The 23,398-nt window shown below is 40.9% G+C and carries 20 protein-coding genes and 1 riboswitch; of the genes, 11 read left to right on the plus strand and 9 right to left on the minus strand.

The genetic code is table 11. The annotated features are described in order from the left end of the window. Positions 1 to 189 precede the first annotated feature (189 nt). From UB51_RS10775 to UB51_RS10790, 4 genes are read left to right on the plus strand one after another with little or no spacing between them, the layout of a single operon-like run. Entirely contained in the window at positions 190 to 1,782 is a 1,593-nt protein-coding gene (locus UB51_RS10775) for a spore germination protein (RefSeq protein WP_052675861.1), read from the plus strand. Positions 1,783 to 1,785: 3 nt separating this feature from the next. Next, entirely contained in the window at positions 1,786 to 2,982 is a 1,197-nt protein-coding gene (locus UB51_RS10780; RefSeq protein ID WP_044877297.1) for a Ger(x)C family spore germination protein, read from the plus strand. A gap of 20 nt (positions 2,983 to 3,002) precedes the next feature. Continuing rightward, on the plus strand, positions 3,003 to 4,106 hold the full coding sequence (locus tag UB51_RS10785) for a GerAB/ArcD/ProY family transporter (protein WP_044877298.1): 1,104 nt from the start codon (positions 3,003 to 3,005) through the stop codon (positions 4,104 to 4,106). A 26-nt stretch (positions 4,107 to 4,132) separates the two neighbouring features. Beyond that, positions 4,133 to 4,366: a hypothetical protein gene (locus tag UB51_RS10790; protein WP_044877299.1), complete on the plus strand. Its 234-nt coding sequence runs from the start codon at positions 4,133 to 4,135 to the stop codon at positions 4,364 to 4,366. Positions 4,367 to 4,504: 138 nt separating this feature from the next. Here the strand turns inward: UB51_RS10790 and rpoD are convergent, their stop codons facing one another. Next, the gene (rpoD, locus tag UB51_RS10795; protein WP_044877300.1) at positions 4,505 to 5,620 is read right to left on the minus strand and encodes an RNA polymerase sigma factor RpoD; all 1,116 of its coding nucleotides are present in this window, start codon (positions 5,618 to 5,620) and stop codon (positions 4,505 to 4,507) included. A 727-nt stretch (positions 5,621 to 6,347) separates the two neighbouring features. Here rpoD and UB51_RS10800 point away from each other — a divergent pair. Beyond that, positions 6,348 to 6,602 (plus strand): hypothetical protein, encoded by a 255-nt coding sequence (locus tag UB51_RS10800; RefSeq protein WP_044877301.1) that lies wholly within the window; start codon positions 6,348 to 6,350, stop codon positions 6,600 to 6,602. Positions 6,603 to 6,856: 254 nt separating this feature from the next. Here the strand turns inward: UB51_RS10800 and UB51_RS10805 are convergent, their stop codons facing one another. Together UB51_RS10805 and UB51_RS10810 are read right to left on the minus strand one after the other, a co-directional pair. Next, entirely contained in the window at positions 6,857 to 8,323 is a 1,467-nt protein-coding gene (locus UB51_RS10805) for a sensor histidine kinase (protein WP_044877302.1), read from the minus strand. Continuing rightward, positions 8,320 to 9,003 carry a response regulator transcription factor gene (locus UB51_RS10810; RefSeq protein WP_044877303.1) on the minus strand — a complete coding sequence of 228 codons (684 nt, stop codon included), beginning with the start codon at positions 9,001 to 9,003 and terminating at the stop codon, positions 8,320 to 8,322. The genes UB51_RS10805 and UB51_RS10810 overlap by 4 nt, the downstream gene beginning before the upstream one ends. Before the next feature lie 285 nt (positions 9,004 to 9,288). Between UB51_RS10810 and UB51_RS10815 the strand changes: the two genes are divergently transcribed. Together UB51_RS10815 and UB51_RS10820 are read left to right on the plus strand one after the other, a co-directional pair. Continuing rightward, the gene (locus UB51_RS10815; RefSeq protein ID WP_445322375.1) at positions 9,289 to 9,951 is read left to right on the plus strand and encodes a futalosine hydrolase; all 663 of its coding nucleotides are present in this window, start codon (positions 9,289 to 9,291) and stop codon (positions 9,949 to 9,951) included. After that, positions 9,948 to 10,793, plus strand: coding sequence for a 1,4-dihydroxy-6-naphtoate synthase (locus tag UB51_RS10820; protein WP_044877305.1), 846 nt, complete (start codon positions 9,948 to 9,950; stop codon positions 10,791 to 10,793). The genes UB51_RS10815 and UB51_RS10820 overlap by 4 nt, the downstream gene beginning before the upstream one ends. Positions 10,794 to 10,961: 168 nt before the next feature. On the opposite strand, the gene UB51_RS10825 is transcribed toward UB51_RS10820, so the two are convergent. Continuing rightward, positions 10,962 to 12,488, minus strand: a complete 1,527-nt coding sequence (locus tag UB51_RS10825; RefSeq protein WP_044877306.1) for a YcdB/YcdC domain-containing protein — start codon at positions 12,486 to 12,488, stop codon at positions 10,962 to 10,964. A gap of 300 nt (positions 12,489 to 12,788) precedes the next feature. On the opposite strand from UB51_RS10825, the gene UB51_RS10830 reads away from it, so the two are divergent. Beyond that, positions 12,789 to 13,778, plus strand: a complete 990-nt coding sequence (locus UB51_RS10830) for an aldo/keto reductase family protein (RefSeq protein WP_044877307.1) — start codon at positions 12,789 to 12,791, stop codon at positions 13,776 to 13,778. A 10-nt stretch (positions 13,779 to 13,788) separates the two neighbouring features. Here the strand turns inward: UB51_RS10830 and UB51_RS10835 are convergent, their stop codons facing one another. From UB51_RS10835 to UB51_RS10855, 5 genes are all read right to left on the minus strand, one after another. After that, complete coding sequence (locus UB51_RS10835; RefSeq protein WP_044880056.1) at positions 13,789 to 14,691, minus strand: LysR substrate-binding domain-containing protein; 903 nt, start codon at positions 14,689 to 14,691, stop codon at positions 13,789 to 13,791. Between the two features lie 124 nt (positions 14,692 to 14,815). Next, positions 14,816 to 15,694 carry a radical SAM/SPASM domain-containing protein gene (locus UB51_RS10840; RefSeq protein WP_044877308.1) on the minus strand — a complete coding sequence of 293 codons (879 nt, stop codon included), beginning with the start codon at positions 15,692 to 15,694 and terminating at the stop codon, positions 14,816 to 14,818. 198 nt (positions 15,695 to 15,892) lie between these two features. Continuing rightward, on the minus strand, positions 15,893 to 16,423 hold the full coding sequence (locus tag UB51_RS10845) for a dihydrofolate reductase family protein (protein WP_044877309.1): 531 nt from the start codon (positions 16,421 to 16,423) through the stop codon (positions 15,893 to 15,895). 161 nt (positions 16,424 to 16,584) lie between these two features. Beyond that, positions 16,585 to 17,388, minus strand: a complete 804-nt coding sequence (locus UB51_RS10850; RefSeq protein WP_044877310.1) for a sulfite exporter TauE/SafE family protein — start codon at positions 17,386 to 17,388, stop codon at positions 16,585 to 16,587. 658 nt (positions 17,389 to 18,046) lie between these two features. Then, entirely contained in the window at positions 18,047 to 19,432 is a 1,386-nt protein-coding gene (locus UB51_RS10855; protein ID WP_044877311.1) for an alanine/glycine:cation symporter family protein, read from the minus strand. Between the two features lie 145 nt (positions 19,433 to 19,577). Beyond that, positions 19,578 to 19,677, minus strand: a riboswitch (glycine riboswitch). Positions 19,678 to 19,912: 235 nt separating this feature from the next. Between UB51_RS10855 and UB51_RS10860 the strand changes: the two genes are divergently transcribed. From UB51_RS10860 to UB51_RS10870, 3 genes are all read left to right on the plus strand, one after another. Next, the gene (locus UB51_RS10860) at positions 19,913 to 21,106 is read left to right on the plus strand and encodes a phosphoenolpyruvate hydrolase family protein (protein WP_044877312.1); all 1,194 of its coding nucleotides are present in this window, start codon (positions 19,913 to 19,915) and stop codon (positions 21,104 to 21,106) included. 125 nt (positions 21,107 to 21,231) lie between these two features. Beyond that, complete coding sequence (locus UB51_RS10865; protein ID WP_044877313.1) at positions 21,232 to 22,443, plus strand: Tm-1-like ATP-binding domain-containing protein; 1,212 nt, start codon at positions 21,232 to 21,234, stop codon at positions 22,441 to 22,443. Positions 22,444 to 22,450: 7 nt separating this feature from the next. Continuing rightward, the gene (locus UB51_RS10870) at positions 22,451 to 23,284 is read left to right on the plus strand and encodes a phosphoenolpyruvate hydrolase family protein (RefSeq protein WP_044877314.1); all 834 of its coding nucleotides are present in this window, start codon (positions 22,451 to 22,453) and stop codon (positions 23,282 to 23,284) included. Positions 23,285 to 23,398: the final 114 nt, after the last annotated feature.

Genomic DNA, 23,398 nt, shown 5'->3' on the forward strand with positions numbered 1-23,398 from the left:
ATCTATGATGTTTAGATTTAAACAAAATTCCTTATATAGCGATCGAACTTGATAATTACAATATTATCACATCATTCACATCTATTATTACACTATCTTTCATTCATCACGGCTAAGTAATTAAGAATAACTATGCCACTCTTTGGTAATAGCTATATACTAGCAGCTTGCGGAAGAGGGATAACAACGATGAATTTTTGGAACGAGACGATAACCAAAATATTTAAGCCATCGTCACCAGAACCAACCACTAATATAGAATCACACAAAGAGCCTTTAAAAACAGAACTTCAAGAAAACATACAACACATCAAAGAAGCGCTTGGAAACAGTAGCGACCTTGTGATCAGAGAAATTCTAATTGGCTCAGAACGCCAGATTAAGGCAGCTATTATATATACAGATGGATTAACAGATATCAAATCCGTTCAGAACTTCATTATGGAATCGCTTCTCGTAGATATCCCAAGCCTAGGTACGATGAACTCTTCTGAGCATAATGCCACTCATGTATTGAAAAATCATCTTACCGTTGGAGAGATCAAGGATGTTACGGAATTTAGCTCTTTATTTACTTCCCTATTGTCAGGTGATGTAATTCTCTTATTGGACGAATACGACCAAGGCTTCACCATTGGTATGCGAGGCTGGAAAGACCGTGGTGTAACAGAGACGACTACAGAAACTGTTATCCGGGGACCAAAAGAAGGTTTCACAGAAAGCCTACGTACCAATACTGCCTTAATACGTCGAAAAATAAAGGACCCTAATCTCTGGCTAGAAACAAAGGAAATTGGACGAGTAACCAAAACCAATGTTGCGATCATGTATATCAAAGGAATTGTGAGTGACGACATTGTAAAAGAAGTTCATGCACGTTTAGATCGAATCAATATTGATGGGATCTTGGAAAGTGGATATATCGAGGAATTGATTCACGATGAAACATATACTCCTTTTCCTACGATCTATCATACGGAACGTCCTGATATTATTGCCGCCGATCTTCTAGAAGGGAAAGTTGCCATATTAGTGGATGGAACACCGATGGTTCTGGTCGTCCCTATTGTGCTTATCTCTTTCTTTCAAGCTGCAGAGGATTATTATCAGCGCGCGGATATTAGTACGCTCATTCGTATACTTCGTTTTATAAGTGTCTTCATTTCTCTATTGGGTCCCGCTCTGTACATAGCCATCACGACTTTTCATCAGGAAATGTTGCCCACTCAACTGCTGATTAATTTGGCAGCTCAACGGGAAGGAGTTCCCTTCCCTGCATTTATTGAAGCTCTCATGATGGAAGTATCATTTGAAATTCTGAGGGAAGCCAGTTTAAGATTGCCTAAGGCCATAGCACAATCGATATCCATCGTAGGAACATTGGTCATTGGATCAGCCGCAGTTGAGGCCGGATTCATATCCGCAGCCATGGTTATCGTCGTTGCTATTACGGCAATTTCCAGCTTTGTACTGCCTGCTTATAACATGGCCATGACCATCCGAATGCTACGTTTCCTAATGATGGGATTGGCCGCTTCGTTCGGTTTGTTTGGAATTATCATCGGTGTCATTGCGATTGTTCTTCACTTGTGTAGCTTGCGTTCTTTCGGGGTTCCTTATATGAGTCCATTGGCTCCGTTTATCCTTGAGGATCAGAAAGATACCCTTTTCCGAATGCCCCGGTGGGCAATGTTTTCCCGTCCCCGAATGATCAGTAAGAATAATATCATTCGCGAACAAAGTACTCCTCCGGAAAAACCGCAGGACAACACAGGAGGTTGAGCAATGAAACGGAAAGGATTGTTACTTTGTATTTTCATAATCTTGCTCATATTCGTCACGGGTTGTTGGAACCGCCGGGAATTGAACGACTTAGCTATTGCCGTAGGCATAGCGATCGATAAATCTGGGAATCAATACAAGGTTTCTGCTCAAGTTGTAGAACCAGGAGAAGTCAGTGGAAAAAGAGGGGGTTCCGTGGCGCCGGTCACTTTGTATCAAGCGACAGGTGACACCATATTAGAAGCCCTTCGACAAATGACCACGATTAGTCCCCGTAAAATATATTTAGCCCATATTCGAATTTTAGTCCTTAGCGAATCATTGGCCAGAGAAGGAATCAGAGATTCTCTCGATCTCATGTCGAGAGAACCTGAAACACGAAATGACTATTTCATTGTTGTAGCAAAGCAAGCTATGGCTGAGGATATGTTAAAAATATTAACCAACTTAGAAAAAGTACCTTCTATTAGATTGTTTTCTACTTTGGAGACATCGGCGAAACAATGGGCACCTACAACAACGGTTAATTTGGATAAACTGATCTCTGAACTTGTGAGTGAAGGAAGGCACCCAGTATTAACAGGGCTTAATGTCATAGGAGATAAAAAAATAGGTGAATCCAAAAGAAATGTTGAAACCGTGCCGTCTCCTGCCGATATGCAATACTCAGGATTAGCAGTGTTTAGAAAGGATAAACTGATTGGTTGGTTAAGTGACGAAGAAGGCAAAGCATACAACTATATTGACAATAATATTAAAAGTACAGTTGGACATGTAAACTGTCCCGATGGAGGAAAACTGTCATTAAAAGTCATTCGCTCAAACACGAAGGTTAAAGGTAGCCTCCGCGATGAACACCCGCGTATCCATATCGAAGTACAATCGGAGGCCAATGTAGGAGAGGTACAATGCCATCTTGATCTAACAAAGACGGAAACCATTGCTGAAGTGGAGAAATTGGCGGACCAGAAAACGGAAGAGTTCATTGAAAAGACTATAAAAAAAATGCAACAAGAATACAAAATCGATATTTTTGGATTTGGCGAAGTCATTCGTCGCTCGTATCCAAAGGCCTGGAAAAAGTTAAAAAAAAATTGGGATCAAACTTTTGTGAATATTCCAGTGAATGTGAAGGTTACTCATAAGATTCCGTATTTAGGAAAGATATCTAACTCGTTCCTCGAAGATATGAAAGAATAAAATGGAGTGAAATAAAACATATGCCTGAGAACGTTAAAATAAGTATTCGTCAATTCACCGTCTTAGTGATGCTCATTACCATTGGGGATTCGATTCTGGTATTACCTTCCATCGCTGCATTCGAAGCGAAACAAGATGCATGGATATCCAGTTTGATTGGGCTAGCGGTAGGCTTGTTGGTCGTTTACATTTTCAGCATGGTGGGAAAGCTCTATCCCCATTTGACTTTGGTTCAATCCATTCAAGAAATTTTCGGAAAATGGTTCGGGACATTCGTATCGCTTATGTTCCTATTTTACACCTTTCTATCCGTTGTGGCACATACGAGAGAGACAGGGGATTTTGTGACCTCAGTAATGATGCAGGAAACTCCAACTCAAGCGATTCAAATCTTATTTGTATGTATTGTTATCATGGCAGTACGCTTGGGTCTTGAGGTTATTGGACGTACCGGGGAAATATTCTTACCCTGGATCATCTTTTTTTTCCTCATCCTAGTCATCTTACTTTCTCCTCAAGCAGAATTCGAGAAATTACAACCCATTCTAGAAAATGGAATCAAGCCTGTATTTCATGGCTCTCTCTCATGTATAGCTTTTCCCTTTATGGAGCTAGTTGTTTTTTTAATGATATTTCCTTATGTGAATCAACCACAACAAATAAGAAAAGGTTTTTTACAAGGTGCACTGTTAGGAGGCATCGTATTAATCATCATTATCACTGTTTCTATTCTTGTTCTCGGTGCCGATCATACTGCGAGAAGTATGTATCCCACTTATTCCTTGGCAAGAAGGGTAACTGTCGGTCGCTTTTTTGAAAGGGTTGAAGCCATATTAGCCCTCATGTGGACGTTAACCATTTTTATGAAAGTTTCTTTGTTTTTTTATACTTTCAATTTGGGTTTAGCACAATTGTTAAAATTAAAGGAATATCGGATGTTAACCTTACCTGTAGGCTTGCTCCTGATTGTACTTACGCCAGTCATTTCCCCTAGTATAACTTATTATAATAAAGTACTTTCCAAATACTGGCCGTATTTCGATTTGACTTTTGCCTTACTCTTACCGTTGTTATTGTTGGTTGTTTATTTTATTCGAGCAAAGTTCAAGAGATCAACGACCTGAAAGTTGAAGAAAAAGGAGCCATTGGCATGCTGTCTATCACAGGGATTCTTTTCATTGTCGCTGTAATCATTGCCATCGATGTCCCTCATCTTTGGAGAAAAAAATTAATAAAGGAACTCTGGGTATCTTCCATTCTCCTATTGATAGCAACTGTATTAGGTATTGCTCAAGCACTGCAGATCAAGGTTCTTAATCCTTTGGATTTGATGATTACTGTTTATAAACCGGTTGCTGATATGGTTGACATATGGTCAAAGTGAAAATAAAGGTACAGGGAATAAAAAAATAAAAAAACCGCCTGTAGCTGGCGATTTTTTTATTTTTCACATATTTTTCAATCATTCAAACTATAATAACAGATTGTTTTGACTACCCATAACTAGATAGCTCTCGCACTATCATTCCATGAAGTCCTTCAATTGTTTGCTTCGACTTGGATGTCTAAGTTTACGAAGCGCCTTAGCTTCAATCTGACGAATCCGCTCACGAGTAACACCGAACACTTTACCAACTTCCTCTAGTGTTCTTGAACGACCATCGTCTAATCCAAATCTTAGACGAAGTACATTCTCCTCACGCTCCGTTAAAGTATCCAATACATCTTTCAATTGCTCCTTCAATAGCTCATACGCAGCAGAATCGGCTGGAGCGATGGCATCTTGATCCTCTATAAAGTCTCCTAGATTGGAATCGTTCTCTTCACCAATAGGTGTTTCCAGTGACACGGGTTCTTGCGAGATCTTCATAATTTCTCGAACCTTTTCTGTACTTAGCTCCATCTCCACCGCTATTTCCTCAGGTGTTGGTTCACGTCCCAGTTCTTGAAGCAATGATCTAGAGACTCTTATTAGCTTATTTATCGTCTCTACCATATGAACCGGAATACGAATCGTTCTAGCCTGATCGGCTATCGAACGGGTGATTGCTTGACGAATCCACCATGTTGCATAGGTACTAAATTTATAACCTTTTGTATAATCGAATTTTTCAACAGCTTTTATTAAGCCCATATTACCTTCTTGAATTAGATCTAAGAACATCATACCACGGCCAACATAACGTCTTGCGATACTGACAACTAGACGTAAATTTGCTTCTGCTAACATTCGTTTGGCAGCTTCGTCGCCCTGTTCAATTTTCTTAGCTAACTCTACTTCTCTTGCTGCGGAAAGGAGCTGAACTCGTCCAATTTCCTTTAAATACATTCTCACAGGATCATCAATTTTAATCCCTGGAGGTAGACTGAGATTGTCATAGTAGCTAGGCTCTTCTGACTCTTGTTCTTCTGATCCTGAAGCCTCGTCTCCAGCCTCATCATCAATATCAATCCCTTGCTCTGAGAGCTGTTCGACAAATTCGCGAATCTGCTCCGGATCAAGATCGAACGAGACAAGCTTGTCCACAACTTCCTTATAAGTAAGAACAGCATGTTGCTTACTTTGTTCAATGAGCTGTTCTCTCACGTGGTCCAATGTTAATTCTGTTTCTACTTTTGTAAGTTGATCGTCTTCCATATACGGACCCCTCCCTTAGGAAAAACCTTGCCGAAATATCCAGCAGCACTAAGACCATTCTCATATATTGACATAAACTAATGAATATGCTATCATAGATAAGATTAAATGAATTAAAAAGTTCACAGTCACTATTCGTCATAATATCACATTTTTCGTTGGTATTCAATACCTAATTTTATACATACAACACTTCACTGTCCCTGAGTTACATGGTGGCAGTTTTTTGACTGTACTTATAATCAGAAATTGAAACTCACATTTCGTCATCTATATCATCTATGTTATAAAATATGCGCTACCACAGAATAGCATGTGAAGGAGCATGCTATTACAAAAATCACCAAATTCGAACGGATTTTTATACCCAATAACCTTGGAAGTTCAATAATTAAAATAATGGTTAAAACAATAACAGTAACTACTACACTCCATCTCATCTATTGCCCACCTCTTGTTTAATGAGCGTAGTATACTCTTCCTTAACTTAGGTTATTCAGTCAGTAACCTAATAAATGAATTCTTCTATTTAAGAAGACATTCTTTATGCCAAACAAATGCCCCTAAGGTAAAACATTAGTTCCACATTGGGAACATCATCATGTTTTATTACTAAATAGCCTTAATATATCCGAATTTATCACCAATATCATACCTACTACCTTCCAGCTCCAAGCCTAATAATCCTTCCATTGATTACAAAAATAGTTTCGTTGGGGAGTATGTTATGGAAAACTTAAAGAAAGAACTTCTCTTGAATGTTCTTATCGTATCTCCGATCTTGACCTTCATATGGGCTGGAATTGCGACAACGATTGATGAACCTTCAGAATTAATACAACATGGGCCCTTTTTGCCGTTCGCGTTAGCGTTCCTTATGATGTATCCATTCAATATGCTCGTTAGTTTTGTAAATTACTTCATAGGTATATGGGTAAATCTTGTTATCTCTCTCATATCCTTTGGAATAAAAGAACGTTAAAGAACCCAAAAGATGACACCCTTTTCAAGGTGTCTATCTTTCGGGTCACAGTTTTAAGCGTAGTTAAGTTAGGTCATTTATAACTTATCTTGTCCTTCTTGCCTGTTTTTGTTGTTCTTTCGTAACTTTCCTTGCTTTTTTCATGCCGCCTACTCCCGCAAATATAGTATTGAATTTTTCGGTTTCAATCTGCCTAGAGCTCAAGCCAACATACTTTGCTTCTTTCTTCAGCTTGATAAAAGCCTTCTAGCTAGTTATACAGAGGGTACTTCTGGTAACCAAACTGTAAACACGCTACCTTTTCCTTCTACACTACTCACGTTCATAGAACCCCCATGAATATCAACAATCGTTTTCGTGATGGAAAGGCCTAGCCCTGCTCCACCATACTTACGGGTTCTAGAAGTATCGCTACGATAGAACCGGTCAAATACATGAGGAAGATGACTCTGAGATATGCCGGAGCCGTTATCTTGTATTTCCAACATCACACAACCACTTCGATCATACTTCAAAGATAACTCAATGTCCCCTTGTTCTGCATCAGTATGTTGCACTGCATTTTGGAACAAATTCAGAATAACCTGCTTCATCTTATCTTCATTAAAAAGGCATCTACAATTCGGTGTAAGTTGTAAATGAACCTTGCGATCACCCGCAAGCATCACCAGTTGATCTTCCATCTCCATCATGACAACGTCAAGCGCCCCTTCGGACAAAAGAATATGTGGTGACCGATCAAGCTTCGCTAGGAGTAGAAGATCCTGCACCAGCTTATTCATCCGTTCAGATTCGGTATGCATACTTTTTAAAGATTTCTGTAGTTGTTCTGGCTGATTCATGGCACCTCTAAGCAGCACTTCTAAGAACCCATGAATCGAAGTGAGTGGGGTCCGTAGCTCATGAGACGCATCTGCGACAAACCGACGCATTTGCTCTTTCGCTTCTTTCTCTGCTTCAAAAGAGGATTCTAATCTGACAAGCATACCATTAAAGGATGCTGCAAGTAGGTCGATCTCAAGTTGCCCTTGTACGGAGGGTAATCGTGTATCCAGCTTGCCTGCATCAATCTGTTCTACAGCCTCCACAATATTAGATAGAGGGACAAGTGTTTTACGTAACACTGGGATAAAGAGCAATACACCGCAGATCAACGCCAACAGGGAAAGTGTTAGAAATATGATCAATTGCCGAAGTAGCAAATCTTTTAAAGGCTTCGTATCTACACTAACTTGGACTAAACCGGAGATCCCCCCTCTCCCTTCTACCCGTTGCAATACTAATAAATGCTCATTTCCAGTAGAATCCGTAAATATTCGATAATCGAGCGTATGTTTTCTGTTCATCGATTGTTCATATTCTTCCTTCGTAAGCTTGGGTGGTTGAGTAGAATCCGTTCGGGTTAAGTTCGTATAATGTCCCATTGTATCAATGAAAGCAAGCGTCGAGTCCTGCAAGAATAAAAACGGAAACCGAAACTGTCCTTCAGATGAGGTAGGGGAGTTTCTCTTGATCTGTTCCCATATGTTAGGTGGTGTCGACATAATCTGAGTTTGAATACTCGATGCTTTGTTCTTATAAATAAAATCCTTCATAAGTAGAAATTGCGAAACTCCTATGAATAGCAATAAAATAGCTAAAAGGATGAGTGAGCGAGATAGCAAATGGAATCGAAGTGACTTTGGAACGAAAATGCGACGCAGATAACTTGTTCGCTTCATATTAGATCAACTCGATACCCAGCTCCACGTAACGTGCGGATGAGACGATGTTCCTTATCCTGCAATTTATCACGCAAAGAACGAATATAGACTTCAACAATATTCTCTTCCCCGCCGAAATCATATCCCCATACTTTATCTAGAATAAGAGACTTACTTAGTACGATCCCTTGATTGATTACCATAAACTTTAATAGCTCATACTCGGTCGGAGATAATTCCAGAACCTTCTCGTTATAGAGTATTTCATTACGCGTATCGTCAATTCGAAATGGTCCGATATTAATTTCGCTCAACAGATATGGAAATTGATTACGGATTCTAGCATGAATTCGTGCCAACAACTCTTCAAAGCTAAAGGGCTTAACCATATAATCATCTGCACCGAGCGTAAGTCCTCTGACTCGATCGTCGACCTCATCCTTCGCTGTTAGCATAATCACCGCTACATCTTCTGTATCCTTAAGCATGCTGCATACTTCAAACCCATCCATACCCGGCATCATGACATCCAGAATCACAATATGAGGTTGAAAATCCTTTGCAACCCTTATAGCTGTCATTCCATCATTCGTTGTCATCACTTCATAGCCCTCATTGAGTAGGCCTATTTCTAGAAACTCCAATATGTTAGGTTCGTCATCTACCAGTAATATTTTGACTCTTTTTATTTTGTTCATGAAATTAGCTCCTTTATATCCTCGTCACACCATTATATCTTTATTATGTATCTAACTACTGAAGATTAACTGAAAATAAGCTGAACGTTCGCTTAATGCTCTCTCACAAGTGATTCCGATGCAAAGGGAGTAGATCAGTGGTGCCCATTTGGACTGAGGCTTATCTATTCCATCACAAAACTCCTTTGCTCTCCCCATCCTTTGAAATGTTAACGAGTAATATGTACAATAGTATGGGTACATACAATCATATATTTCAATTCTAAATAGATAGCGAGAGGATCAATCATGAATCCTAATAAACAGTCACGAATTCTCATCATGACCGCAGTAGAAGCCGAAAGAAATTCAGTCCTACGCGGGCTCAAAGGCTCGCCTCAATTTGACGTTCTATTAGCAGGCGTTGGACCAGCTTCTGCGGCCGCTTATACTGCTAAGGCACTAGCAGCAACTGAATATGATCTAGTCATTTCTGCTGGCATTGGCGGAGGATTTGTAGGAATAGCTGAAATAGGGTCCATCGTTATTGCAGATCATATCATTGCCGCTGATCTAGGTGCTCAGACCGCAGAAGGCTTTAGCACCGTAGATGATTTAGGTTTTGGGTCGTCACATGTCCAACCTTTTACTCCCCTTGTAACACGGCTGGGCGAATCATTACATTCAGCGGGACTTTCCGTGCATACAGGCCCTATTATTACAGTATCGACGGCTACAGGGACCGCCGCTACTGCAACAGAACGTGCGAGCCGAGTACCTGGCGTAAGTGCTGAGGCCATGGAAGGTTATGGCGTGGCCACAGCAGCTACAATATACAACATTCCGGTTCTAGAAATCCGAACCATATCGAATGCAGTAGGTCCAAGAGATCGAGCTGCATGGCGGATGAAAGAAGCTTTCGACGCATTAGAAGCTATGAGTTCAATATTACTGGAGGTACTAACATGAAGATTGCTTTCTCACCTTGTCCCAATGATACCTTTGTATTTCATGCTTGGGCGCATGGCTTACTACCTGATGCTCCCAAGCTCGATATCACTTATGCAGATATAGACATCACCAATAATCTTGCAACGACATCCGAGGGACCGGATATACTCAAAATTTCTTACGCAGCCCTACCTTGGGTTCTTGATGAATATGCTTTACTCCCTTGTGGTGGCGCACTGGGTCGAGGCTGCGGACCACTCATACTCACATCTGGAGGCGACAAAGGTTCTAATCCACAATCATTATCCGATAAAATGGTTGCCGTTCCGAGCGAACGCTCTACTGCCTATTTACTATTCCGATTATGGGCAGCTCAACACGTACCTGGTGGTGTAGGTAACATTGTGGTAATGCCATTTGACCAGATTATGCCTGCGGTTCGAGATGGATTGATCGACGCTGGACTCGTCATTCACGAAGCACGGTTCACTTATCCTTCCTATGGGCTTACACTGCTAACAGACTTAGGTAGCTGGTGGGAATCCGATACGAACTTACCCATTCCACTAGGTGCGATTATTGCCCGTCGATCGCTCGATCTAGACAGTATTTCGAAATGGATTCGCAGTTCTGTAGAATATGCTTGGGAACATCCAGAGAAATCACAATCCTATGTACTGAGCCATGCTCAAGAACTATCACCTGAAGTCGCACAGTCACATATTGATTTATATGTAAATGAATTCACAGCAAATTTAGGAGAAGCTGGGTATGGTGCGGTAACGGCTTTACTTACGCGTGCTGCACAAGAAGGAATTATTCCTTCCGTTGATCCTACCGCACTATTATGGAGACCCTAAATTCTAGCAATAAAAGACAGAGAGCTAGAACAAGGGCAACCCGTTCTGGCTCTCTTTTAGATCATATATTAATGTCTTCCCAATCAGGGGTATCTCCATAGCGTAGGCTCATAAAAAGAGAGTCCAGAACAAGCTAATCTCGTTCTAGACTCTCTCTTTATTGAACTATTAATGCCTTCCCCAAATAAACTCGCCGGTAATGGCATCGATATATCGCAACTTCCGTTCGTTCCCTTGCTTGTGGGAGATCATGGTGGTCGGCTCATAAAGTAGCCGAAACACTGGTATCTCCTGATCTTGGTCATCGTTATGATCCTTGTACCAATTAAGACGAAGTTTCATCTGTTCAACATAGCAATCAATTGCGGCTTCTGAAGTGAGACCCGACTGGAATTTACGTCCTGTCAATTCTCGAATCATTTCATAAGAAACACCCATATAGGTGCAGATGTCTCCAGTCGATGTGCAGACACTGATCGTGATCCGCTCAAGATTCACAGAGATTCCATCCATATAGACTGGCAAATAGAAGAATTCACGCTCTCGCGGCTCTCCATCTGATTTCTCTTGATCGTTTTCGAGTTGGAGATAATGCGCGTAATCTGGAAATGCGTTGTTCAGGAACTGTGCCGCCTTATTCCAACATTGCTCACGGCTTAGCTTTGGCGCTCCTTCCTTCCCACAATTCATCCTATGAAACCCGACGAGTCGTCCCGTCGTCTTCTCCAGCTGTACGATAATCGAGGAGTCCCTAATATTACTTAGCTGATTTCCCCATTTTCGTTGCATGTAAGCATCTAACGACAACGCATTCGTGTCTGGCTTCTCCTCCTCCTGCTCAGTGAGCTGATACCAATATTTAATTCTTCCCCCGTCATCCGATGACTTCTTGAGCACGTAATGCTCTAGATTAATACCCAGCCAATGCTCCCATGACACCTTCTCATCCTTAGCAAGATTCGAAACCGTCTTCATCAGCGGCAAGGGACCGCTTGGCGGCATGACGTAATGTTCAGGACTAAACAAATCAAGGCCAGTAACGGCATCAATCAATTGATGTTCAGGAATTGGCATGTAAACTAGACGATATTCCTGTTCGTTTCTATTCATCTCGTACATAGAAGGATGTAAAGAAACAATGGTTAGCATCATCCGTAAATTGCTCCGAATATACCGCTTTACTGTCTCCTCGTCCACAATGGCAGCAGGCCATTCAGGATGGTCCCATCGCCCATTCAACCGATACCTTACGACGTTCAGTCCCGCATCAAGCATCAAATCGCAACCTGTACCGGGAAGCGGCAGCCCCCCAGCCTCCTGGCGAAACTTAAACGTGATACCGCTTCTTGTCTTCTCAATAAATACAGACGTAAATTCAGTTGAATTCGGAGCATGCCTCGCTACGAAAGTATCTGCAACTGCCCTCGCCTCATCGTCTAAGCAAATCTGCTTAGCCTCATCCTCATTGACCTCTCCCATTTCTTCCCGCTCAATAACAAGTCCCGTGAGATGTCCGGTGAATAAATCAAACGTTACCTCGATATTGTTATCTTCGTTTCCAGGGTCCTCCCAGATGAAACAGTGTTCTTGCTCATCACCTTTTGGAATATTGTCATCCATTTCTAACCGATAATGGTCGGGTATCGCCACAATATTAATCGCTGTGGTCCGAAGCTTCTCTATGTCGATTAACACAATTTCCCTCCTGTGTAAAAGATATTGTCGGTATGACCGCTACGATCTACCTATACAAAGCCAAATAATCATCAACCTAGGATTCATCTGATATGGTTATATATTGTACCAAATACATAGGGTCAAATCCAAGTTTGTAACAATATATAATGTTGCCATGTTCTTGACTTCGTTCGCGAAAGAAATAGTAATTATATTTTTAAGTAATTCATTTTTCATATTAATAATGAGTATTTTATATATTTTTAAATTAAATAACACTTGTTATAATCAGATTTATATTGAAGGGAGGAATTAAGAATGAAATATCGGAAACTTGGTAAAAGCGGCTTATTGGTAAGCGAAATAGCATTGGGTAACTGGATAACCCACGGTGCACAAGTGGATGAAGCTACAGCGCAAGCTTGTGTAAATGCTGCACTAGACTCCGGGATTACAACATTCGATACAGCTGATGCTTATTCGGAGACGAGGGCGGAATCTGTTCTAGGTGAGTCTTTAAAGGGAATACGTCGTGAAAGTATTGAATTGTGCACGAAGGTCTTCCATCCAACGGGTCCTGGACATAACGATAGAGGGCTGTCCCGTAAACATATCATGGAAGCCTGCAATGCTTCGCTTCGAAGATTGCAAACGGATTATATTGATGTTTATTATGCACACCGATTTGATTCGACCGTATCACTTGAAGAAACCTTCTTGGCATTTTCCGATTTGGTTCGGCAGGGAAAAGTTCTGTATATAGGGGTAAGCGAGTGGACAGCAGAGCAGATAAAGCTTGGAGCAACTTTGGCAAGGGAAATGAGAGTTCCCTTTGTGGCAAGTCAACCCCAATATTCCATGCTGTGGCGTGTTATTGAAGCCGAAGTTATTCCCGCTTGTGAGCGTGAAGGAATGGGGCAGGTTGTCTGGTCACCACTGGCGCAGGGTATTCTTTCCGGTAAATATGCACCAGACAAGCCGATACCAGAGGGCTCCCGAGCTTCTACGACAGCAGGTTCGGGATTCTTCAAACGTTTGGCAGGACAGTGGTTACATCAGGAAGTCCTTCAGGCAGTAGAACGAATCCAGCCGATCGCGAAGGAATGCGGTTTGACGCTGCCACAGCTTGCGGTAGCGTGGGTTCTGCAAAACCCACAAGTGTCCTCAGCTATTATTGGCGCCTCCAAGCCCGAGCAGGTAAAGGAAAACGTAAAAGCTGCAGGTGTCTGCCTAGATCCTGAGGTCATGACGCAAATAAATAGCATCTTAAATGGCGTTGTTGAGTTTGATCCAAGTAAAACCGGTTAAGATTATAGGGTTACACAAGGTTGCTTGTCTGACTATTGGCTGTTTCCTCCATCACTTCTAGGAAATTAGTCAGAATGGTCTCACTCATATCTGTTTTCCAGGACGCATACAGAGGGACTCGCGGTGTATCTTCGATAAATGGCCGGAATACGACATCACTACGCTGAAAAACAGAAACCGAAGAGGGAACAATTGAAATTCCTATACCCGCAGCTACCAGATTAACAATGGTATACATTTGAACAGCTTCCTGCACGATGTGGGGCTGAAATCCATGCTGCCTGCAACAGTCTATAATGAGGTCATGAAAAGAAGCCCCCATATGATGCGGAGACAAGATAAAAGGTTCGTCCGCCAAAGAATGTAGAGACACAGTTGGATGTAAGGCTAACGGATGTATTTCGGGTAATACGGCAACGAGTGTTTCGTTGGTGTAGAGTCGAGAGGTGATATGTTTGGACGGATCTAGCACACGAAGGAAACCAACATGGATTTTTCCATCGTGTAAAGCTTTCAGTTGTTGAACAGATGTCATTTCAGATAGGGTAAGCTGCACATCGGGAAAACGCTCCCGAAATCGCTTTAAAACGTTGACCATCATACCACCAACGGCCGAATCAACAAATGCGATGGACAAATGTCCAATTTTTCCCTGACTTGCCAGTTGTGTCACCTTAATAGATCGTTCCAGTTGAGAAACGATGTTTCTGGATTCCTCCAAAAATATCGTTCCTGCTGACGTAAGTCGAACCTGTCTCTTGGTTCGCTCCAAAAGCTTAACGCCGAGTTCTCCCTCAAGATTTTGGATTTGTTGGCTCAAGGGAGGTTGGGTTATATTCAGCTTTTTCGCAGCACGGTTGAAATGCAATTCTTCCGCCACTGCGATAAAGTAACGTAGTTTTTTCAAATCCATAGACACGATTTCCCCTCCTGTTTTGTAGTACTCTCATCGATGTATTCGACCATTTCACAATCAATAAACTGTATTATGTAGAACACCTATCCCCCTAAAAATTAGGATGATAGGTGTTTTTATTCTATACATTAAACCGTTTACGATACCCACACTTTCTGCATAACTCTTCTACGACTTCTCGTCTCGAGAACCCATCATACATGTTATTCGCTCTCTCACTCTCCACAATTTCAGAGAACGGTGTATCATTGATGTTACCTAGATTAATAACCCCTTCTCCATCCAGACAACACGGGATCACGGTTCCGTCCACTAATATACCGGCTTGGTTGCGGAGACCATGACAGAACCCTTTCCCCTCATCCTCCTCTTCTTTAAGATCTGGCCATTTGAACTCATGATCCTGATTTAGATAAATTTGTTTAGCTATTTTGACGCCACTCCCCGGCATGACTTTTTCTTCAATCTTAAAATCCAAGTTGAACTCTGTCTCAATCATTTCAAGAATTTGGCGGTTTCGATTCCGTTCAAGATTCGTCATATTGTCCTCAGTCAGATTCCACAATCTTAATGAAATAATAACATCGGTATGCTGGACAGCCTCTTTAGCAAAAGACAAAACCGTCGATACGTATTGCTCTTTATTCGTAGATCCTTCATGCCCATCGAAGCTGTGTAGTGAGAAATTCATCTGCCGTAATGCCGGCTTCATCATAATTTTATCTTTAACTTTAGGGAGAAGCGTCCCATTCGAAGTAATATTCACTTTGAACCCTCGCTCGTGACTCAAGTCCAACAATTGATCAATTTTGGGATGAAGAAGCGGTTCTCCTTTGACATGAAAATAAATATAATCAGTATGAGGCTTAATCTCGTCTAATATCTTGGTAAATGCATCGACTTTAATAAAATTAGCTTGTCGTTTCGTTTGTGGACAAAAGGTACAAGCCAGATTACATACACTCGTTATCTCGATATAAAACTTCTTAAATTTTTTCATTTAATGAAAACTCCGCCTTTGTCTGTTTAGAAATATTACCCTTTATGGTAGCATAATTGATTAGTCATTGCTAAGCTTAATTCACCCTCTTACGGGAGAAGATAATGCAAAAAGACCCACCAATGGCGAGTCTTTAAAAGAAAATTATTCATATTCATTATTTAATACATTATCTTCATCCCTGCCAAGAACGGATCTTTAGACAATTACCTTGTAACTCAAGGCAACGATTTGCCCCAGTTGTTCCATCTTCAGTAATTTAAATGAATTCGGAATGGTTCCTTTAGGGAACAGCCGAATGCCTTCTCCCAGCACCTTTGGAATGATTGCAAGATAAATCTCATCAAGCAACTTCATCTCTAGAAAAGTTTGGACAAGCTGACCACCGCCAACTAGCCAAATATCTCCCTTGGACGTATCCTTCAATCTCGGAATGAAGCTCTCTAATGGTTCATCCGTGAACACAACGTGAGGCGCTTCCACTTGCTTGGACCTTGAATACACATAACAGGGTTTATCAGCATACGGGAAATCATCTGTCAAGCTAAGTACTTCATCATAGGTGAGTCTGCCCATAACCACCGTTCCAATTGAATCATAGAACTTTCCATACCCGTTATCTACCTCGTCACCCTCAACATCATCTAGCCAATCCACTGAACCGTCCTTCCTTGCAATATATCCATCTAAGCTCATAGCAATGTATAATACCACTTTGTGCTTACCCATCCTTCATCGCCCCCTTCTGTATGAGCAAAACTAATTACTCTCTATTGACACTTATTTAAATTTTCAGGTTGTTCAACATATCATTTTGTAATCCACATTGAGAACATACAAGTGGAGTTATAGGTATACATTCGCCTTAGCTATTTGAAATTCCTTCCAAATTATAGAAATATAGACATCCACACTTTAATGGCAGTCCCTGAAATTAAAACGACTAGAGCGTAACGTAAATATTTCACATTCATCCTTGCACTAATCCGTGATCCGAATGGCGCACCTAATAGACTTCCTATAACCGTAAAAAGAGTTGGGATGATAGGAATAGGTCCCCCCGTTATTTTCCCAATCACACCACCTACGGCAGAAATAAATACGATAGCAAGGGAAGAAGCAATGGTAGTTCTAGTCGGTATTTTTAAAATGGTTAACATAATAGGAATAAGAATGAAAGCTCCGCCTGCGCCAACAATTCCTGATACGATACCGGTCAAAAAGGCCGCTATAGTCGCAATGATTCTATTATATGATATTTGATCCGAATCTTCTTGTTGTGTCCCTTTATTCGGAATGACCATAAGCACAACAGCAACAATGGCTAATACACCATAAATAATGTTAATAGAATCTTCAGCTAGAAATTTAGATACGTATCCTCCTATAAGACTTCCAAGCAGAATACTAATCCCCATGTTTAATACAAGTCCCTTGTGGATCAGTGAAGTTTCGGTTTTACTCTTCTTAGCCTTCTTTCTGAAGGCAAGAACACCCGCTAATGACGCAAAGAAAACTTGAAACATACTTATGCCGGATACCTCTTGTGCCGTAAAGTTAGCTACACCAAAACTTGAAGGAACAAAAAGTAAAAGTGGATAATTAATGATGCCTCCACCTATACCCAATAATCCTGAAAAGAAGGAACCGATAAAACCAATGATAATCATAATAATGGATAGAAAAATGTCCATAGGCACCACCTCTATATCGCTAACTCAATAGACTAAGCCCACTGAGATTCGCAAAAATAATCTCATAACCCCTATACATCAGGGAACTCTGAAGTTATAATTAAAACCAAGTAAATTCATAAGAATTAGGTGGTTATTAAGTTGAATAAATGGAAAAGTCTTTTTGAAAACAGATGCCCTAAGTGTAATGAATTACTATCCGTCGAGAAAACTAACTTCTCCTTGGTTAAGTCTTGTTCGCAAGGCCACTATAAGGAAGAAACCTATGCTCCCCTTGGAGTAAGAGTTGTGTATGACTCGTCAGAAAGCCAGGAATAGTACTGTTTATCAGTCGTGGATCGCACAACGATTCGGACCGATCTCCATACCACGTTGTTCGTCATCACTCAACTGAATCTTACCCACTACCCACTATACATATACCCGTATGTGTAACATGGGAAGTATAATGTGGTCTTCTTCATACGTCAACAGGCAGTAACTGCTGAAGGTGTCACTATTCATATAAATGAATGGATAAACATGTATTTCATGAACATATCCAATCCATCGGATCTTCTATCTGTATACACAAACCTCCCATCCCACAGCATGTAGGACAGGAGGTTCGTTGTTAGTTTCTCAATAGTAGAGGTCAATCGCAACACCTAATAATTAGTTACTTATATTTCGCATCGATGCTTGTGTTAAGTGCCTTCTGAGACTTTTTCTTTCCATGAACAGCCGCCATATACACGCGTGTCTCTTGCACAACGACACCGGATAACCCAAGTAATGCAATCAAGTTCGGAAACGCCATCAGCGCATTGAAAATATCAGCCAACAACCAAACCGCCTCTAACTTAATAAATGCTCCACCTGCCACAAGAGCTATAAACAGATAACGATAAGGTTTAATCCCTTTGACCCCAACTAAATACTCCACACAACGTTCCCCATAATAGTTCCATCCGAGAATCGTTGTAAAAGCAAATAGAATCAAACAGATCGTCACTAACCCTGCCCCAAAAGCAGGAAAAGCAGTAGCAAAAGCCTCTTGTGTCATGAGTGCGCCCTCGCTGTCACCATTCCACACCCCCGTTACCAATAGCATGAGTCCCGTCAGATTACATATAATAATCGTATCAATGAAAGTACCTGTCATCGAGACTAATCCCTGCTCAGCGGACCATTTGGTTTTGGCTGCAGCTGCAGCAATCGGTGCGCTCCCCAAGCCGGATTCATTCGAGAAGATCCCTCTGGCAACACCGCTGCGCATAGCAAGCATGATCGTAGCCCCGAGGAAGCCACCCGTAGCTGCGGTAGTTGAAAACGCAGATGTGAATACGAGAGAAATCGCATGGGGAAGCTCTTCAGCATAGATAATGAGAACTCCTAGACAAGCAATAACATACAAACCTGACATGAAAGGCACCACTTTTGTAGACACCTGCGCAATGCTCTTAATTCCCCCAATGGTCACGATCGCTGTCAACACCGTTAGAATAAGAGCTGTTACGACGACTGGTACTCCAAAGCTCGATTCTGTAGCAGATACAATCGCATTCACCTGCGGAAACGTCCCAATTCCGAACAAAGCAACCAGAATACCACTAGCTGCGAACATGATCGCTAGCGGCCGAAAGCGTGGACCAAGACCTTTCTCAATGTAATACATCGGTCCACCAGAATATTGTCCATTCTTGTCTAGTGTCCGATATTTAACAGCCAGTAATCCCTCTGAGTACTTAGTCGCCATTCCCAGAAAGGCTGCCGCCAGCATCCAGAACAAGGCTCCGGGTCCACCCAGCTTTATGGCTGTAGCTACACCTACGATATTCCCTGTTCCTACGGTTGCTGCAAGAGCTGTGCTTAACGCCCCGAAGCTACTAACATCTCCGCTACCATCATTAGGCGACTTTCCAATCAACTTGAGCGCCAGCGGCAGGCGAAGAACCTGTAGCAGATTCAGACGAATCGTCAGCCACAACCCTGTTCCCATGACTAGAATAAGTAATGGAGGTCCCCATACCCAACTATCAATCTTGTCTAATATTCCTATCATCTTAACTACTCCCCCTTAAAAAATGAAAACAAAAAGAGCCAAATCGACTGATTTTGACTCTTGGAGAGATTCAGGATATGAGAAAAACACACCCACTGCCTTTATCGTGAATATAATCACAAGGCGTAGGCTTTCTGCTTACATCATTCCCATCTCTGTCCTTTTGCCTGAGAGTTTAAGCAGATATATTCATCTGCCGTGCACCTTCGGCGCCCTATGACAAGGGTCTCTCCAGAGTTCTGTCCGTTTACGGTCTTCACTTGTCATTTCCACAAGCACCTGAGAGTTTTGCCCCTTCGGTTGGAACACTTCGTTCCATCTCCCATAAACATCATCCAGCCATATGAAATTTTTCTAAGTATACAGACTAATACCACTGCTTCACAAGTGAACATTCTGTGAATCAGTTTATAAATGCTAGCCAATCCTACTATTGTACAATACTTTTAATATAACAATAAGATAAGGAGTTCATGACTAATGCGGAACAAATATGAGATTACAACCTATCTGTATAACCAATTAAAAGTACATAACCATTTAATTGGTGTTGCTGCAGGTTCAGGTATGACTGCTAAATATGCAGAACAAGGCGGTGCTGATTTTATTTTAGCTTTAAGTTCAGGTCGCTTCAGGCAAATGGGTGTCAGTTCGTTAGCGGGGTTTCTACCCTATGCCAATAGTAATGAAGTGGTGATGGACTTTGCCTCGAAGGAACTCATTCCAAGAATTAAGAATATCCCTATTTGTTTCGGTATATGCGCAACGGATCCAACCATCCTATTAGATCAGTACATCGATTTAATTAAAGACAAAGGTTTTGCTGGTATTAATAATTTTCCTAGTATCGGACTCATAGATGGTATTTTTAGAGAAGCATTAGAAGAACAAGGGATGACTTATGACAAAGAAGTAGAGGCTATTCGTCTTGCTAACGAAAAAGGTTTGTTTACCGTAGCTTTTGTCTTCAATGAAGATCAAGCAGTGAGCATGTTAGAGGCGGGTGCTGATGTCATTTGTGTTCATTTAGGCCTAACCGAAGGTGGCTCATTAGGTGCTAAAAAGATTGTATCGTTGCAATCTGCTAAAAAAATGGCGATAACGATTTTTGATAGATGTAATCAAATCAATCCAAACATCATTAAAATGATCTATGGTGGTCCTGTTACTAAACCGATAGATGTTCAATTCATGTATGATGACACGGATATTATGGGTTATATTGGCGGTTCCGTTTTTGAAAGAATACCTTCCGAACAGGCTTTAACACAAATTACGAAATCATTCAAACAATCCAATGATTTTCATTACGACGAATTGATAGCGAAAATAATTGAAGGTATAGGAAGTAAAGTAGATTATATAGAATTCATAAAAAGGTATATAAGTTTACACTATATGGACGACATCACGTTAAATGAAGTATCAGCTATATTAAGCTTATCTCGCTCCTATTTAAGCACATTGTTTAAGAAAGAAGTAGGTATCTCATTTACACAGTATCTGATTCATTTCCGACTTCACCGTGCGATTGAAATATTACAGAAAGAAGATTTGCCTTTGAATAATGTTGCAGAAATGGTTGGTTACCCTAACTATGCTCAATTTAGTAAAATATTTAAGAATCATAAAGGCATCTCACCCACAGCGTATTTTAAAAACTTAAAAAAGTAACATAAAGACAAATATATAGAACATAAACACATTAACTTTACGGAAGGAAAGCGTTATCATGTAATTAGATTCATGGTCCTGTTTTCTTTCGTGTTTATTATTACAATAAACGAGGAGTGATTAATGTGAAGACGATTGCCTTAGCTGGAACATTAGATTCAAAAGGTGAAGAATATCTATTTGTGAAAGAACTGATTGAATCATTAGGTCTACAGACTTTTACGATTCACACAGGTGTATTTGACCCCATATTTGAGCCTGATGTTTCCAATGCACAAGTCGTAGCTGCGGCCGGAGAAGATATTAGAGAAATTGCCGCAAAGAAAGATCGAGCGAATGCTACAGCAGTTCTGTCTAAAGGTATGGAAATTTTATTACCTAAATTATATGCAGAAGGTAAGTTTGACGGAATACTATCATTTGGGGGTACAGGCGGTACATCGATCGTGACACCAGGAATGAGAGCTTTACCCATTGGTGTACCTAAAGTGATGGTATCTACCGTTGCATCTGGAAATACTGAACCTTATATCGGTACAAGCGATATTATTATGATGCCATCGGTTGTAGACGTTGCTGGTTTAAATGTCATTTCCACTAAAATATTCACAAATGCAGTGTTTGCGATTGTTGGAATGGTTAAATTTGAACATACAACGGTATTAGAGAACAAACCTTTAATTGCAGCAACCATGTTTGGTTTAACCACACCATGCGTGAATTATGCTAAAAAATATCTAGAAGATAGAGGATATGAGCTGCTCATTTTCCATGCTACTGGTGTAGGCGGCCGTACTATGGAACATCTCATTTCAACTGGATTTTTTGACGGTGTCCTTGATTTAACGACAACAGAGTGGGCTGATGAGACCGTCGGCGGTATTCTGGCAGCGGGTCCACATCGATTAGAAGCAGCAGCTAAGAAATCAATCCCACAAGTTGTATCCTTAGGAGCTTTAGATATGGTGAACTTTGGTCCATTTGCGTCTGTTCCTACACAATTTGAAGGCCGTAATTTCTATAAGCATAATCCCACGATTACCTTGATGCGCACAACGATTGAAGAAAATAAACAAATCGGTAAAATCATTGCCGATAAATTAAATATGTCACAAGGACCTACAACGTTAATACTTCCGTTAAAAGGATTATCTGGCATTGATCTCGAAGGGCAGCCCTTCCACGGTCCAGAAGAAGATAAGATGTTATTCGATACATTGAGAGAACATATAGATCCAAGCAAAGTGGAAATCATAGAAATGGATACAGATATTAATAATCAGGAATTTGCTGAAGCCGCAGCTGAAAGATTAATTCAGATGTTAAGAAACAAATAAGGGGCGAATGATCATGTTATCAAGACAAGAAATTATAAATCGTTTCAAAGAAGAGATTGCTAAAGGAAATATATTGTTAGGTGTCGGCGCGGGTACAGGTATTACAGCGAAAAGTAGTGAAGCGGGTGGTGCAGACATGTTAATCGTCTACAATTCCGGCCGTTACAGAATGGCTGGTCGTGGTTCTCTAGCTGGTTTACTGCCCTATGGAGATGCTAACCAAATCGTCGTTGAAATGGGCAGTGAGGTACTCCCCATTGTGAAGAACACCCCTGTACTAGCCGGTGTATGTGGAACAGATCCTTTTAGACTTATGCATGTTTTCTTAAAACAATTAAAAGATCAAGGTTTCAGTGGGGTACAAAACTTCCCAACGGTTGGGTTAATTGATGGTGTTTTCCGTGCAAACCTAGAAGAAACAGGTATGGGCTATGATTTAGAAGTGGATATGATTAGACAAGCTCATGAATTAGATATGTTAACAACACCCTATGTATTCGATGAAGAACAAGCGAAAAAAATGGCTGAAGCGGGTGCAGATATATTAGTGGCTCATATGGGACTGACTACAAAAGGTACCATTGGTGCTCACACAGCTCTAACTTTAGATGATTGTGTTGAACGTATTCAAGGTATTATTGACGCTGGTAAATCTGTTAATCCTGATATTATGGTCATTTGTCATGGAGGTCCCATTGCAGAACCTGACGATGCCGCTTATGTCATTGAAAAAGTAGAGGGCATTGTTGGATTCTTTGGGGCATCTAGTATTGAAAGATTTGCTGCTGAAAAAGGAATTAAAGAGACATCTGCCTCTTTCAAAAATATTAGAAGCAAATAAAGTCAAATATTAGTCGCTCAACACCAAAATCGGTGCTTGAAAAAATGAGTTGATAAATGACCGCTACGCGGATGGATTGTCTTTCCGATCGCTGTTGCCCCCAAATTTTTTTAT

Origin of the sequence: Paenibacillus sp. IHBB 10380, from assembly GCF_000949425.1 — a bacterium.
Classification (GTDB): Bacteria; Bacillota; Bacilli; order Paenibacillales; family Paenibacillaceae; genus Paenibacillus_AQ.